The following is a 13824-nucleotide window of genomic DNA, read 5'->3' as shown; positions in this document are numbered from 1 at the left end:
CTGAAAGCGAACTGAAGGTCCGATCCTGGTTGGTCATAGTTGGCATCGGCAGGGGGCGAGAGCAGCTCATCAGCAGCATCCCTCCATTTTGAGAGTAGGGGCACTGGTTTCCCGGTGCGGCCCGCACCCGGGAGCTTCTGAGAGTCTTCAATCCAACATCTGGTTTCGCGTGAAAGGATGGAATGACGATGCATGATGCCAATGTGAAAGCCGAGACGAATGCCACTCCCGCGGGTGGGAATGGTGGTGCAAGGCTCAAGTTCGACGTGCCGTTTTTCAATATCCAGGAGATCTTCGGCGATCTTGCCGAGCAGGGCGCCGCGCGGGCCAAGGCAAATCTCGAGCAGATGAAGGCGGCTTCCGAGGAGATCACCGACGCTTTCCGCGAAGCCTGTGCGACCAATGCCACGCGTGCCGGCGACTACGGCACCAAGGTCATCGAAATATCGAAAATCAATACCAGCTCCACCCTGGAATTCCTGTCCCAGCTCGCCGATGCGAGGTCGTTTGCGGATGTCGTGAACCTCTCCACCACCCACACCCGCAGGACCTTTGAAATGGCTTCCGGGCATAACCGGGAGCTTTGGGACCTTGCCCAGAAGGTTGCGACCGAGACGGCCGAGCCGATCAAGAAGAGCTTCAACCGGGTTCTGCACAGGGCAGCTTGAATCGAGGCTATCGGCCGCGTGAATCGGCGGACGAGCGTCTTCGCCAGAAGAGACGCCGTCCGGCTGATGGCGGCGACGCCTTTCCGTGAAGGGATGCCGAGCTGGAGGAAATCAGATGGGTATGGTGATGATCAAGTGCCCGGAAACGGGCCGAGCCATTTCGACCGGCATCGAGATGGACCGCGAACGATTTCGGTGCAGTGCAGTGTTCTTCTCTCGCACGTATTGCGAGATGTGTGCGGCAACGCACGAGTGGTTTGCCAAGGAGGCCTGGGTCTACGAAACGGGAAGTCCGGGGGCAGGCAGTCGTTCCGCGCGGGGGCGGCGTGAAGCAGCCTGACGGCGTCCTGCGAAGCAATCCGATCAATTTTGCCCGGGGACGGGCATTACGTCGCGGCAAGTTCGCGCAGCATGTAGGTCGCGTCGTCGCCATAGGATGCGAGCTTTGCGTGCAACTCGGCGTCGGCCGTCACAGCCCGAAAGCCCATGCGTTCCCATAGCGGCGGCGTGCCGTGGACCGAGACCAGCGCGAGCGTTGCGATGCGTGATGCACGCGCCAGCTTCTCGATATCGGCGACATAAGCGCGCATAACGCCGCCGCGGAAATCCGGCAGTACGGCGACATCGTGGATGTAGAGACAGTCCGCGCCATCAGGCAATTCCTGCAGAAAGCCGTCGAGCGGCGGAATCCGGTACCGCATCCAGGGATGCGCCAGTCCGTAGCCGACGATGCCTTGGTCCGTATCGAGTACGCCGCAGCCCTCCGGGCAAAGCCTGATCTTCTCCGCCAGCACCTCTTCGCGTTCGGGCAACGCCGGATGGATGCGTGCCGCAATCGTGCTGATCGCAGGAAGGTCGGAGGCGCGCGCGAGACGCCAATGCGGCTTGCTCATGTCGATCCGTCGTTCGTGGTGTCCCAGTCTATTCCGCCGCGGCGATGCGCGCAGCGGGAAAGATCCTGGCGGTCGTTATCGCGGATATTCCAGCTGCATCGCCACGAAGTCGGCCGTGCGTGCTCCGTAGCGCGTCTCGATCGCGCGCAGCGTTTCGTCCAGCGCCCGCGCCGGCGGCGAGGCGCCGGAATCCGGCACGGCCTGCTCCACCGGCCAGCTCCCGGCAATGCGGTCCGGCAGGATGCCAAGACCGCTGCGGCTGGTCCGCGCCTCTGCCGTGGCGGCGAAGGTGAGGGCGCGCGAGCGGTAGGTGCGCGACCACGCATCGGCGATCAGGGCGAGCGAGACCTCGTCGACATCAGGCGTCAACGCGATGCCGAGTTGCTCGCGCTTCCAGAATGCGAGCGTGTTTGCGATCGCCGTCAGCGCGAAGGGGCGTGTGAAGCTGAACGCGTCGCTGCGGTGGCGTGCGTCCCATCGCGCAAGGCCGATGTCGCCGGCGACCGCCTCGGCCTTGGCGCGGCCGGCGATCGCCTCGATCAAGGTGAGGGCCATCGGCATGGATGCCGTGATGCCAGTGGTCGTCGCGACGCCCTGGTCGACGACCAGCCTGCGGTCCGCCGCGTAGCGGATCGTCGAATGCTTCTTCAGATCGCCCACGGAATACCAATGCGTCGTGGCCCGCTTGCCGTCGAGCAGCCCGGTGTTGGCAACAACCGTGGCACCGACGCACACGCCGATCACAATCGCGCCCTTGCCGGCTTGGCTCCTGATCCAGTGCAAGACCGTTGCGTCGTCGTCGCGGCTCATCGCCGGCACGATGACGTAGTCGGCGCCATCGGGGTGCGCGGCATCGAACTCGGCGATGGTCGCATGCGGCTGCACCTTGAGGGCGGGATAGAGCGTGACGGGCCCTTTCTGCGTCGACAAGGTGAGGACGTCGGCAATGTCGGCGCGGGCGAGAATGCCGTAGGGCATCAGATAATCGGTGGTCTCGCTCATGTCGTTGATGCCGACGATGGCGATCAAGGGGCGCTTGCGTTTCGGCGGTTTCAGCGCCGCCAGGGTCGACTCGGTTTCGTCTCTGGAAATCGCAGGTGCGGTTCCCGAGGCTGGCGCGGCTGGCAGCAGGAGCAGCCAGGTCGCGCCGATCCCTGCCAGCAATGTCATGCCGCCGAGGGCAGTCCACGCCAGATTGCGCCAGCTCATCATGATGTCACCCGCTCGTCTCACGCGGCGCGGAAGCTATCCGGTCGCATCGACGTCAGGAATGACGCAAATCCGGCAAAAACGGTCACGCTGCGCGACGATCCATCGCAGGATCGCCGCACGTCTGCAGGGGCCCTATCGCAGCCCCTCATACACCATCAGCCCGCGCGCGATCTGCAGTTTGCGGATGGCGCGCGGCAGGAGTTTCTCCGGCTGGTGCAGGTAGCGCCAGGAAGTGAGGGTGAAGGCGGACAACGTGCCACATTCGTCGTCGAACGGCGCGAGCACGCCGGTGACGCTGACCGGCGTATGCGGGCGGGCGTTGAAGGGCAGCAGCAGGAGCTCGAGATGCGCCTTGCTGCCGTCCTCGCGCGCGGCGGTGACGCCGGCGATCGCGCCCAGCGTCTCGTCGGCGACGATCGTCGTGATCTCCTCGATCTCGCTGCGGCTGGCCTCTGTGAACAGCGCCGCAAAGCTGCGGTCCTTGAGGTCGGTTCCCGCGAGCGCGCAGACGCGCGTGCCGGCGACGCGGAACGGGAAGCCGAGGTTCTGCTCGCAGGACAGCACGAAGATGTCGCCGAGCAGGCCGCGGACCGCGGCCGGGTCGATGTCGCCCCGGTCAGGAGCCCGTGCAGTGCCGCGCTTCTTGTCCCAATACGCGAAGAACGCGCGGCTCGACGGATGTTTCATGACTGAACGCTCGCCCCGGGGTGCAACCTCGAAGGGACAGACTTGTCCCGCTTCAGTGCACCCGCGATCCCTTCTGTTGTTGTGCAGGAGGGGATTTGCAGCGTCCATGCCGCCGGCGCGTTTTCAGGCTTCCTGGGCCGGCCTTTGCGTCGTTAACGTTAAATTAACTATGCGCTTCGTGCCGGCCGCGCGCCTGCTATGGTGACCGCGGTCGCAAGCCTCGCCGCTTTTCTCCAGGTTCTCGGCGGGGCCTGTACAGGGCGTCAAACAGTTTGGTCACGGGCCGCGGGGAGGGGTGGGGATACGCCTTATCTCTCCGGCCATCGGAAGACCGACACGGACAGGCAGGGCTTTCCCAGGGCCCTGCCTTTTCCTTTTGTCGGCTAGTTCGTGAGCCCCGGACGCAGCGCAGCACTCCTTCAGTGATGCGCTGCAGAGTCGGGGCCCATGTTGCACTCGACAGAGAAATCTGGGTCCCGACTCTGCGGCGCGTCACTTCGTGCCGCGCCTTGTCCGGGACACGAAACCGGTTCGCATCGGGGGCCTGGTGTCCCGGACGCGCTGCAGCGCCTTAGCGCTGCTGCGCAGAGCCGGGACCCAGTTACTCAGCCAAAGAGCTCAGTTCATCCGTCAGATCCCGCCAGTCCGGATTGATGTCCTCGATCAGCTTCAGCTTCCAGGCGCGCCGCCATCGCTTCAGCGAGTGCTCGCGTGCCCGTGCTTCGAGGATCGATCCGTAGCTTTCGAAATAGACGAGCAGGGTGACCCCGTACTGTTTCGTGAACCCAGGCACGAGCTTTGCCTTATGGGCGACCATCCGGCGGGCGAGATCGTTGGTGACGCCAACATACAGCGTGCCGTTTCGCTTGCTCGCAAGGATGTAAACAAAGAAGGCGGGTTGCATTGGGGAAGCTCGGGAGTTGAACTACCTAAAATTGCATGGCTTGAGCTTGCCGCCAACTGGGTCCCGGCTCTGCGGCGCGTCACTGCGTGCCGCGCCTTGTCCGGGACACGAAACCAGGCTCGACCCGGCGAGTGCTCCGTGTCCCGGACGCGCTGCAGCGCCTTAACGCTGCTGCGCAGAGCCGGGACCCAGTCTGCCTGCCAGCGAACGATACAGCCTGCATGATTTCCTTTTGTGCACTTGCGCAGGGACGGCAAAGGCGCCTATCTCCAAGCCTGTCGCCCCGATGTCGCCCGAAAGCGAAGCTGCCTTGGATTCCCCGCAAGATTCGTCGCCGCAAGGTCCTCAGCCGGGCCCGCCGGCCGTCGTGGAGGCTCCGCGCGAGCCGATCCTGACGCTGCCTCCGGCGCTGACCGCCTATATCCTGCTGCTGGCGGCGATCCATCTGCGCGTGCTGCTACCGCCCGAGCTCGACAACTGGACCATCGACGTCTTCGGCTTCATCCCGAAGCGCTACGATTCCTCGCTGCTCAATCTGCAGATCCCGGGCGGGGCGGGGGCGAAGGTCTGGACCTTCGTCACCTATTCGCTGCTGCACGCCAATCTCACCCATCTCGGCTTCAACGTGCTGTGGCTCTTGCCGTTCGGCAGCGCGTTGGCGCGGCGTTTCGGCACCGTCAGGTTCTTCGTCTTCCTGGCCGTGACGGCGGCGGCCGGCGCGCTCGCCCATCTCATCACCCATGAGCATGCGGTGGCGCCGATGATCGGCGCCTCGGCCTCGGTGTCGGGCGCGATGGCCGCCGCAATGCGCTTTGCCTTCGTCCGCGGCAGCTTCCTGTCGTTCAGCCGATCGGATGCCGATACCGCCGCGAAAGTTCCGGCGCTGCCGCTGTCGCGCGCGCTGCGCGACGGGCGGGTGGTCGGCTTCCTCGCCGTGTGGTTCGGCGTCAACATCATCTTCGGCGTGGGCGCGATCGGCATCGATGCGGAAACCACGAGCGTGGCCTGGCAGGCGCATATCGGCGGCTTCTTCGCCGGCCTGTTGTTGTTCGCGCTGTTCGATCCCGTGCCGCGCGTGCGAAGCGATGCTGCGGATGCGTCATCACGGGACGTTTCAGACCGAATCTGAAGCGGCGCTTGCGACGCGGCCCGAATTCATCCATCATTCCCGCGAAGAATGTTCCGAAGCGACACGTTCTTAGCGACGATGCTTCGCAAAGCGCACGAGCGTGAAACCGGCGCTGTAACTGTTAGTTGAAGACTCGCGAACAAGTCCGAACCGCCAAAGGCGGACGGCTCGGATTCAGGGAGGCGACGATGACGGTACGTTCCATTCTGAACACCAAGGGCCACCAGATCATGAGCGTCGAGCCCGACGCCAAGCTGGCGGACGCGATCAAGCTGCTGGCTGAAAAGAAGATCGGCGCGGTGCTGGTTATGAGCCAGAGCCGGCTCGAGGGCATCCTGTCGGAGCGCGACATTGTGCGCGTGCTCGGCGAGCGCGGCGCCGGCGTGCTGGAGGCGCCAGTCTCGGAGGTGATGACCCGAAAGGTCGTGACCTGCAAGGAGACCGACACCGTCGCCGAGCTCATGGAGATGATGACGACCGGCAAGTTCCGTCATCTGCCCGTGATCGACAACGGCAAGGTGGTCGGCCTGATCTCGATCGGCGACATCGTCAAGCGCCGCGTCCAGGAATACGAGAGCGAGCAGGAAGCCCTGCGCGACTACATCAAGACTGCCTGATCAGGCCAAGTCTCCCGCTTTCGGCTCGTCCGCTTTCGGCGCGATGCCCGCGGGCGCCGGCGCCAACACGTGGATCGCCTCCTGGATGGACTCCAGCGCACGCTCCGCAGCGCGCGTGCCATGTGCGATCAGGTCTTCGGAGCGGTGGAAGTCGAACCAGCCGAACTGGCCGACCCGCGGCGTAATCAGCATGTCGGGCGGATCGCCGGCGAGACGGGCGCGGGTGATGCGGTCCTGCATGATGTTGAAGGCGTCCACCATCACCGAGGAGATGCCGGGCCGGCCGTTACCGCCGAAGAACTCGCGCTTCATCGTCTTCTCGGGCGAGAACAGGCGCGGGAAGCGCCGCTTCGCCGTCGGCTCCTCGGCCACCGGTACGACCGGGGCGGGCACCGCGCCGTGCGAATAGATCGTGGTGGAATGGGTGAAGATGTCGCTGGAAAGATTTGCGGCGATGACGATTTCGGCGCCGAGCGCGCGGGCGGCCGAGACCGGCACTGGGTTCACCAGCGCGCCGTCGACCAGCCAGCGGTCGCCGATCAGCACGGGCGCGAAGATGCCGGGCAGGGCGTAGGACGCGCGCATGGCATCGACCACGCGGCCGCGCGTCAGCCAGATCTCGTGGCCGGTGCGAACCTCGGTCGCGACGCTCGCGAACTTGATGGGCAGATCCTCGATCAGGATCTGCCCGATCGCCTCCTCGAGCCGGGTCGCGAGCTTCTCGCCACCGAGCAGGCCGGAGCCGTTGAGACGGATATCGAGATAGCCGAGAATGTTGCGCATCCCTTGCAGGCTGCGCCCCCATTCCTCGAACGTATCGAGCCGGCCGGCCGCGTGGAGGCCGCCGACCACGGCGCCGATCGACGTGCCGACCACGACATCGGGCACGATTCCATTGGCAATCAGGGTCCTCAGGATTCCGATATGGGCAAAGCCGCGCGCCGCGCCGCCGCCGAGGGCAAGGCCGATCACCGGCCGGCGGATGCTGCCCAGGCCAACTTTTTCGCCGACTTTTTCGCCCACTTTCTCGCCGTTCGAGCCGTTCGCGCCCCGGCCTTTCAATCTGTCCAGCACCGAAACTCTCCTACGCCGGGCCAGCCCGCATCGTCAGACTAGGCATCGCATTTGCGCTCCGCCATATCAGGCGCGAAGCATGGTTTATGCCGCTTTGGAAAGGGCACGGGGCAGGAATATGGCGAGGGCCAGTTGCCAAGGGGCTAATCACGCAGCCGTCAAGCCGGTTCCACCGAAGGTCTAGGGCCGTCTTTCCTGGGGTTTCAGAGGCTTGAATTTGCCGCGTTTTCGGTGAAAAGCAGGGAGTATGACACGCGGGGGTGACGGCATCAGCGGATGGCGGCGCAGCGGCAGGCTGCTGCCGGCGCTGATCCTTGCCGTATGCCTCTTTACTTCCGGCCGAAATGCCGCCCAGGCGCAGCTTTTCTCGGATCGTCCGCCGCCGGTCCCGCCGGCCTCGGTGCCCGACCCAGGCAACGCTGTCAGCCTGGCGCCGCCCTCCGGGCTGGGCGCGGGACCCTCAAGCCTGCCGCCGACCCTGATGCAGCCGGCGACCCCCAGCATGCCACCGCCCGCGGTCTCGACCGTGCCGCCCGCCGCCCCGCTGAATGCGGCCGTGCCCGGACAGGGCGTGCTGTCGCTGACGGCGAAGTACGGCAAAGACTCGGCCCCGATCACCAGCGGCCTGGTCTGGCGCGTATTTGCCGACCGGCCCGACGAGAACGGCACCTTCAAGCTGATCCGCGAGGACCGCAGCGGGACGCCGAACATCGTGCTGCCGCCCGGCAATTATGTCGTCCACGTCGCCTTCGGCCTCGTCAGCGCGGTGCGCACCGTCAGCCTGAAGTCGGAGACCAATCGCGAATCCTTCGTGCTGCCGGCCGGCGGCCTGCGCATCGAGGGCCGCGTTGGTACCAGCCGAATTCCGCAGAACCAGATCTCCTTCGCGATCTACAAGGGCAGCCAGTTCGAATCGGGCGAGCGCGCGTCCCTGGTGCCGAACGTCGCCGCCGGCGACGTCGTGCTGATCCCGGAGGGCACCTATTACATCGTCTCCAACTACGGCGATGCCAATTCGGTGGTGCGCTCGGACATCCGGGTCCAGGCCGGCAAGCTCACCGACGTCACCATCACCCACCGCGCCGCCGTCATCACGCTCAAGCTGGTCAGCGACAGGGGCGGCGAGGCGCTCGCCAACACCGCCTGGTCGGTGCTGACCCCGGGCGGCGACGTCATCAAGGAATCGATCGGCGCGTTCCCGCGCGTCGTGCTGTCCGAAGGCGAGTACCGCGCCATCGCCAAGAACGAGGGCAAGGTCTACGAGCGCGGATTCAACGTCGTCAACGGCGTCGACGGCGAAGTCGAGGTCATCGCGCGCTAAGGCCAGCCGGCGGCGAGAGGCTCCGGCACGACGATTCTCATCGCGCGCACGGCTGTGCATCTTCTGTTACCGTCACCTTCAGCGCGTTTCTGCCAGGTAACCTCGGGCCCCTCTCTGTGTTCTGTTGTGAACACTGGTAGCGTCATCATTGCGTGGAGGGGGCCAGGAAGCACCGGCGGCATCGGCTTATTCCGGCAGCAGCGCGTCTTGCTTACGACCGTGGACGGTACGTATTTCCGATCATCAATTTTATTCTCTTTCCATCCTGCTGCGCTATATGTCTGGCGTCCGTCCAACGGGGGAAGCCGGAGCAGGCTCATGCCTTGCAGGACCGGCATGGAGCAGGGGACCAGGCTTGTCGGCATGTTCGAAGTGATCCTCACCAGGCGCAAGCGGTTCGGCTGGCGGTGGCAGGTGTGCGACCAGTCCGGCAAGATATTTGCCGACGGCTTCGAGCGCACGCGCCCGTCCGCCAAATATCAGGGCGAACGCGCGTTGTTCTTCCTGCTGTCCCAGGCCTATTTGCGCAACCGCTCGGCGGCCTCCAGCGAGGATTAGCGGGGTAGGCCACCATCCCTTGCGTTGCCCGACGGGCAAAACACGCGAGCGCTAGGTCAACGCACTCGGCCCAAAATATTCCGCTTTACCGAAATTCGGAAATCGCGTATGTGTCGCGCAACCCGGCCCAAGGAAGAGGGGCGTATCGCGATCGTCACGAACGCGGGTCGGGGGGCGGTGGACGCTGATGGCGTTGGCGCGAAAGGGTTTGCAGGGCGGAGAGCCGTGAGCAAAGACCTCGCGCATACGACCGGTGTCATCGGCGTACGGCAAAATCGTGTGGTCCTGGCGCCCGGGGTCTGTGCGCCAAGTCTTGCGGTGATGGGAGCGGCCCAACCGGGCTCACGCGTCAGCCATCCGCAAGGCGACGGGGGCAATAGTGCATCGCTCCCCGGGGAGAGCACGACATAAGCCGTAAAGCCACTGCGCAGGGAAGGCCGGATGTTTGGCTTCACCTGTATGCCGCTGTGCAAATTCTTCGTTGCCACCTTTCGCACAGTGGACCGTGGGTGCCCGGCCGGCACCCGGTCTTCCCTGCGCCCTCTTTCAATTATGAGGGTAGCAAGAAGCAAAGCTCGGGCGAGTCCGCCGCGAGGATGCGAAGGCGTGTCCGCGACCGATGCGAATTGAAGAACGCGCTGCCCACCACACACACCGTCATTGCGAGCGCAGCGAAGCAATCCAGAGTCTTTCCGCGGAGGGATTCTGGATTGCTTCGCTGCGCTCGCAATGACGGTGTTGAGGCAGCTGTGTACCTGAACGTCTCGTGCCGCTGCAGAGCCGGGGCCATGCAGCAGCGAGTTCTGTACCTTGCTGGGTCCCGGCTCTGCGCCGCACCGCTTACGCGTCGCGTCCGGGACACGAGAGCAGCTTCGCGCAACCGTCACAGTCTCTAACGCCCACTAACCAACACCTGACTTAAAACTGTCATAATCGCTGAATGGAACCCGCGCCTGCGCGCTTTTTACATGTCGTTAAGCGCGCCTGCATTGCATGCGGCGGGAAAGTGCGTTGGGGACTGCAATGACTGCCGCGAAGAAGATCCCGGGAAAACCGGCCGCCGAAATGTTCGACGACATCCCGGTGCTTCAGCGCAAATGGCGTGCGGCGTTGAAGCCGGGCGAGCGGCTGCCGCGCTACGAGGACGTCATGCTCGGCAGTCTCGGGCGGCTTGCAGACCACATCGCGCTCTTGAAGAACGATGGCGTGCTCGAGCTGTCGCGCAGCGGACGCTACGTGCAGAAATGGCTCGGCGAGGAGCGCTGGGACATTCCCCTGGCCGAGCTGTCGCCCGATTGCGCCACGGCCCTGTCGGAAGCGGCGGCGAGCGCGCTGGCGGCCGGACGGCCGCACCTGGCGAGCGCGCATTGCGTGCGCGACGGAATGGTCAGAACCTACGACGTGCTGGCGCTGCCGACGTCCTCGCGCTGGGGCGCGACGTTGATCGGCGCCTATGTCAACGAGCGCGGCGCGCAGTACAATCTGCTCGACGCCATCTTTTCAGCGACCGAAGACGCGGTGGTCTCGCTGGCGACGCTGCGCGATGCCGCCGGCAAGCCGTTCGACCTTCAGGTCGTGCACCACAACAAGAGCGCGGGCGAGCTGCTGAAGGTTGCAGGCGCAAGCCTGTTGTGGCGGCGGATCGGCGAAGGCGGCACGCTGCTGGCCTTGCCCGAGGTGATGGAATTCCTGCTCAAGGCCGTATCGGGCAGCCGCTGCGAGCAGCTCGAGCTCGAGAGCGAGGGGCGCTACCTCAGGCTCAGCGCCACGGCCTTTGCCGACGTGGTCTCGCTGACCATCTCCGATGTCACCGTCCTGAAGCGGCGCGATGCTTCGTTCCGCCTCCTGTTCGACAACAATCCAATGCCGATGTGGGTGTTCGACGCAGAGACCAAGGAGTTTCTCAGCGTCAACGACGCCGCGGTCCAGCACTACGGCTACAGCCGCGCGACCTTCCTGCGCATGAAGCTGCACGAGATCTGGCCGGAGGACGAGTGGGACAGCCACGCCGCGGCGCTGGAGCGCCTCGGCGACGCCTACCACTCCTCGCGCAATTGGCGACACTTGCGCGCCGACGGCAGCGAGATCGAGGTGCTCACCTTCGGCCGTCGCGTCGCCTTCGACGAGCGCGACGGCTATCTGGTGGCGGTGGTCGACATTACCGAACGGCGCAAGGCCGAAGCGCGCATCGCCTATATGGCGCATCATGACGGGCTCACCGACCTGCCGAACCGCGAACACTTCCAGGAGCGCCTGAAGCAGGCGCTGGACCAGGCCGCGGGAAAACGGGTCGGCGTGCTCTACATCGATCTCGACCTGTTCAAGAACATCAACGATTCCTTCGGTCATCCGGTGGGCGATCGCCTATTGAAGCAGGTCGCCGAGCGCCTGACGATTGCGGTCCGCGGCACCAATCTCGCCGCGCGGCTCGGCGGCGACGAGTTCGCCGTCATCTTGGCTTCCGACGTCTCGCCGAACGAGGCCAGCGCCTGCGCGTCCCTGCTGATCGACATGCTGAAGGCGCCTTACGACGTCGACGGACAGGAGATGGTGATCGGCGCCAGCATCGGCATCGCGCTGTCGCCGGGCGATGGCACCACGCCGGAAGAGTTGATGCGCAATGCCGACATGGCGCTGTACCGGGCCAAGGCCGACGGCGGCGGCGTGCACCACTTCTTCGAGCGTGAGATGGACCTCCAGGCGCAGAGGCGCCGCGACATGGAGCTGGATCTGCGCCGGGCATTCGCCAACGGCGAGTTCGAGCTGCACTATCAGCCGCTGGTGTCGATCGCCTCCGACCGCATCTCCGGCTTCGAGTCGCTGCTGCGCTGGCGTCATCCGGACAAGGGCATGATCTCGCCCGCGGAGTTCATCCCCGTCGCCGAAGACATCGGCCTGATCACCCAGCTCGGCGAATGGGTGCTGCGCGAAGCCTGCACCGAGGCGGTGAAATGGCCCGTCGACGTCAAGGTCGCCGTCAACCTGTCGCCGGCACAATTCCGCAGCCGCAACCTGGTCCAGGTCGTGATCTCGGCCCTGGCGCAGTCCGGCCTGTCGCCGAAGCGGCTCGAGCTCGAGATCACCGAGTCGATTTTCCTGGCCGAGACCGACGCCAATGTCGCCACATTGCACCAATTACGCGAGCTCGGCGTCGGCATTTCCATGGACGATTTCGGCACCGGCTATTCCAGCCTGAGCTATCTCCGCAGCTTTCCCTTCGACAAGATCAAGATCGACCGCTCCTTCGTCAAGGATCTGGCCGAGCGGCCCGACTGCGGTGCGATCGTGCGCGCGATCTCGGGTTTGGGGCGCAGCCTCAATATCACCACGACCGCGGAGGGCGTGGAGACCGAGGATCAGCTCGACTGGCTGCGCGCCGAAGGCTGCAACGAGGTGCAGGGATTTCTGTTCAGCGCCGCGCGGCCGGCGGTCGAGCTCGGAAAGCTCCTCGCCGATTTCGGTCAGCGCACCTCACGGGCGGCGTAATGCGGGCGGATAGCAATCGTAGACCAGCGCCTTGAACGCGGGGGTAATGCGGCCGCGCTCGTTCTGGGTCTGCTGCATCATGACGTAGACCATGTCGAGCTTGGGATCGACGCCGAAATAGGTGCCGCTCCCCGAGTCCCATTTCAATTCGCCGAGCGAGCCCGGCGGGGGCGGTTTTGCATTGCCGGGATCGGTGCGCACCGCAAGGCCGTAGCCATAACCGAAGCCGTCGCCTGGAAAATAGAAATAGTCGCGTCCGACGCCGGAGCCCGGCCCGATCTGATCGGTCGTCATGGCCTTGAACGCGGCGGGGCTGAGATAGCGCCTGCCCTCGAACTCGCCGCCGTTGAGCAGCATCTGCGAGAAGCGCTGATAGTCGGTGATGGTCGAGAGCAGGCCGCCGCCGCCCGATTGCCATTCTGGATGGTCCAGGCGGTCGCGCTCGCCGGCGAGCAGGATTGAGTCGCTCGGCAGCGGCCGCGCCATCCGCGCCAGCTCGTCCTCAGTCGCGAGCGTAAATTTGGTGCTGTTCATGCCGAGCGGATCGAAGATGCGTGCTTTCAGGAAGTCGTACAGCGTCTGGCCCGAGATGATCTCGATGACGCTGCCGAGCACGTCGGTGGAATGGCCGTAGCGCCACAGCGTTCCGGGCTGCCGCGCCAGCGGCAGCTTGGCGATGCGATCGGCGAACTCCCTGTTGTTGAAGGGACCCTCGAAAATATTGGCGGCCTTGTAGGCGTGCTCGACCCATTCGCTGCCGATGTAATCGTAACTGATGCCCGAAGTATGCCGCAGCAGATCCTCGATGTTGACGGGGCGCTCAGGTGGGACGAAGTCGAGCTCCAGCTTGCCGTCGGGCCGGGTCACCTCGAGGCCGACCTTGGTCTCGGCAAACAGCGGGATGTATTTCGACACGGGGTCGGTCAGCGCAAGCTTGCCCTCGTCGATCAGCATCATCGCGCCAAGGCACGTGATCGGCTTGGTCATGGAGTGGATGGCGAAGATCGTTTCCGGCGTCATCGCAAGGCCGGTCCTGGTATCGCGCACGCCGAAGCACTTCAGATAAACCGGCTTGCCGTGCTGCTGCACCAAAATAACGGCGCCCGGCAGCCGGCCGCTTGCCACCTCGTTGTCGAAGAACGCCGTGATGCGGTCGAGCCCGTCGGGCGAGGGGGCGGGGATGTCCGCGGCCGGGCTTCGCGCCATCGTGCCGGCCAGCATGGCTGCCCCGACCAGAAATTCACGGCGTCTCATCCGCAGCTTCCTCCTCGGCGG

General features: G+C 64.9%; 12 protein-coding genes. 6 read left to right on the top strand and 6 right to left on the bottom strand.

What is annotated here, in order from left to right; translation table 11 throughout:
- Positions 1 to 188: 188 nt before the first annotated feature.
- Positions 189 to 668: a phasin gene (locus ACM43_RS28650; RefSeq protein WP_271544686.1), complete on the top strand. Its 480-nt coding sequence runs from the start codon at positions 189 to 191 to the stop codon at positions 666 to 668.
- Positions 669 to 1054: 386 nt separating this feature from the next.
- On the opposite strand, the gene ACM43_RS28640 is transcribed toward ACM43_RS28650, so the two are convergent.
- The 4 genes from ACM43_RS28640 to ACM43_RS28625 all read right to left on the bottom strand — a co-directional run bounded on the left by ACM43_RS28640 (position 1055) and on the right by ACM43_RS28625 (position 4364).
- A complete protein-coding gene (locus tag ACM43_RS28640) occupies positions 1055 to 1561 on the bottom strand; it encodes a GNAT family N-acetyltransferase (RefSeq protein ID WP_271544683.1) in 507 nt (168 codons plus the stop codon).
- 75 nt (positions 1562 to 1636) lie between these two features.
- The gene (locus ACM43_RS28635; RefSeq protein ID WP_271545096.1) at positions 1637 to 2770 is read right to left on the bottom strand and encodes a DJ-1/PfpI family protein; all 1134 of its coding nucleotides are present in this window, start codon (positions 2768 to 2770) and stop codon (positions 1637 to 1639) included.
- Positions 2771 to 2905: 135 nt separating this feature from the next.
- Positions 2906 to 3460, bottom strand: coding sequence for a PAS domain-containing protein (locus tag ACM43_RS28630; protein ID WP_271544681.1), 555 nt, complete (start codon positions 3458 to 3460; stop codon positions 2906 to 2908).
- A gap of 601 nt (positions 3461 to 4061) precedes the next feature.
- Positions 4062 to 4364, bottom strand: a complete 303-nt coding sequence (locus tag ACM43_RS28625; protein WP_271544679.1) for a GIY-YIG nuclease family protein — start codon at positions 4362 to 4364, stop codon at positions 4062 to 4064.
- Between the two features lie 310 nt (positions 4365 to 4674).
- Here ACM43_RS28625 and ACM43_RS28620 point away from each other — a divergent pair, with 310 nt between their 5' ends.
- Positions 4675 to 5493: a rhomboid family intramembrane serine protease gene (locus ACM43_RS28620; protein WP_157280629.1), complete on the top strand. Its 819-nt coding sequence runs from the start codon at positions 4675 to 4677 to the stop codon at positions 5491 to 5493.
- 188 nt (positions 5494 to 5681) lie between these two features.
- Complete coding sequence (locus tag ACM43_RS28615; protein WP_225124846.1) at positions 5682 to 6110, top strand: CBS domain-containing protein; 429 nt, start codon at positions 5682 to 5684, stop codon at positions 6108 to 6110.
- On the opposite strand, the gene ACM43_RS28610 is transcribed toward ACM43_RS28615, so the two are convergent.
- Positions 6111 to 7184, bottom strand: coding sequence for a patatin-like phospholipase family protein (locus ACM43_RS28610; protein ID WP_036015237.1), 1074 nt, complete (start codon positions 7182 to 7184; stop codon positions 6111 to 6113).
- A 247-nt stretch (positions 7185 to 7431) separates the two neighbouring features.
- Between ACM43_RS28610 and ACM43_RS28605 the strand changes: the two genes are divergently transcribed.
- From ACM43_RS28605 to ACM43_RS28595, 3 genes are all read left to right on the top strand, one after another.
- A complete protein-coding gene (locus ACM43_RS28605) occupies positions 7432 to 8505 on the top strand; it encodes a hypothetical protein (protein WP_271544676.1) in 1074 nt (357 codons plus the stop codon).
- 318 nt (positions 8506 to 8823) lie between these two features.
- Positions 8824 to 9063: a hypothetical protein gene (locus tag ACM43_RS28600; protein ID WP_244941448.1), complete on the top strand. Its 240-nt coding sequence runs from the start codon at positions 8824 to 8826 to the stop codon at positions 9061 to 9063.
- Positions 9064 to 10086: 1023 nt separating this feature from the next.
- Positions 10087 to 12549: a putative bifunctional diguanylate cyclase/phosphodiesterase gene (locus tag ACM43_RS28595; protein WP_271544673.1), complete on the top strand. Its 2463-nt coding sequence runs from the start codon at positions 10087 to 10089 to the stop codon at positions 12547 to 12549.
- Here the strand turns inward: ACM43_RS28595 and ACM43_RS28590 are convergent.
- Positions 12535 to 13803, bottom strand: coding sequence for a serine hydrolase domain-containing protein (locus tag ACM43_RS28590; RefSeq protein WP_271544671.1), 1269 nt, complete (start codon positions 13801 to 13803; stop codon positions 12535 to 12537). The two genes, ACM43_RS28595 and ACM43_RS28590, sit on opposite strands and share 15 nt — an antisense overlap.
- Positions 13804 to 13824 lie beyond the last annotated feature (21 nt).

The sequence above is a fragment of the Bradyrhizobium sp. CCBAU 45321 genome, from assembly GCF_028128975.1.
Taxonomy (GTDB): domain Bacteria; phylum Pseudomonadota; class Alphaproteobacteria; order Rhizobiales; family Xanthobacteraceae; genus Bradyrhizobium; species Bradyrhizobium yuanmingense.
The sequence above is the reverse complement of the archived record's forward strand: the minus strand, read 5'-3'. Positions and strand labels throughout refer to the sequence as shown.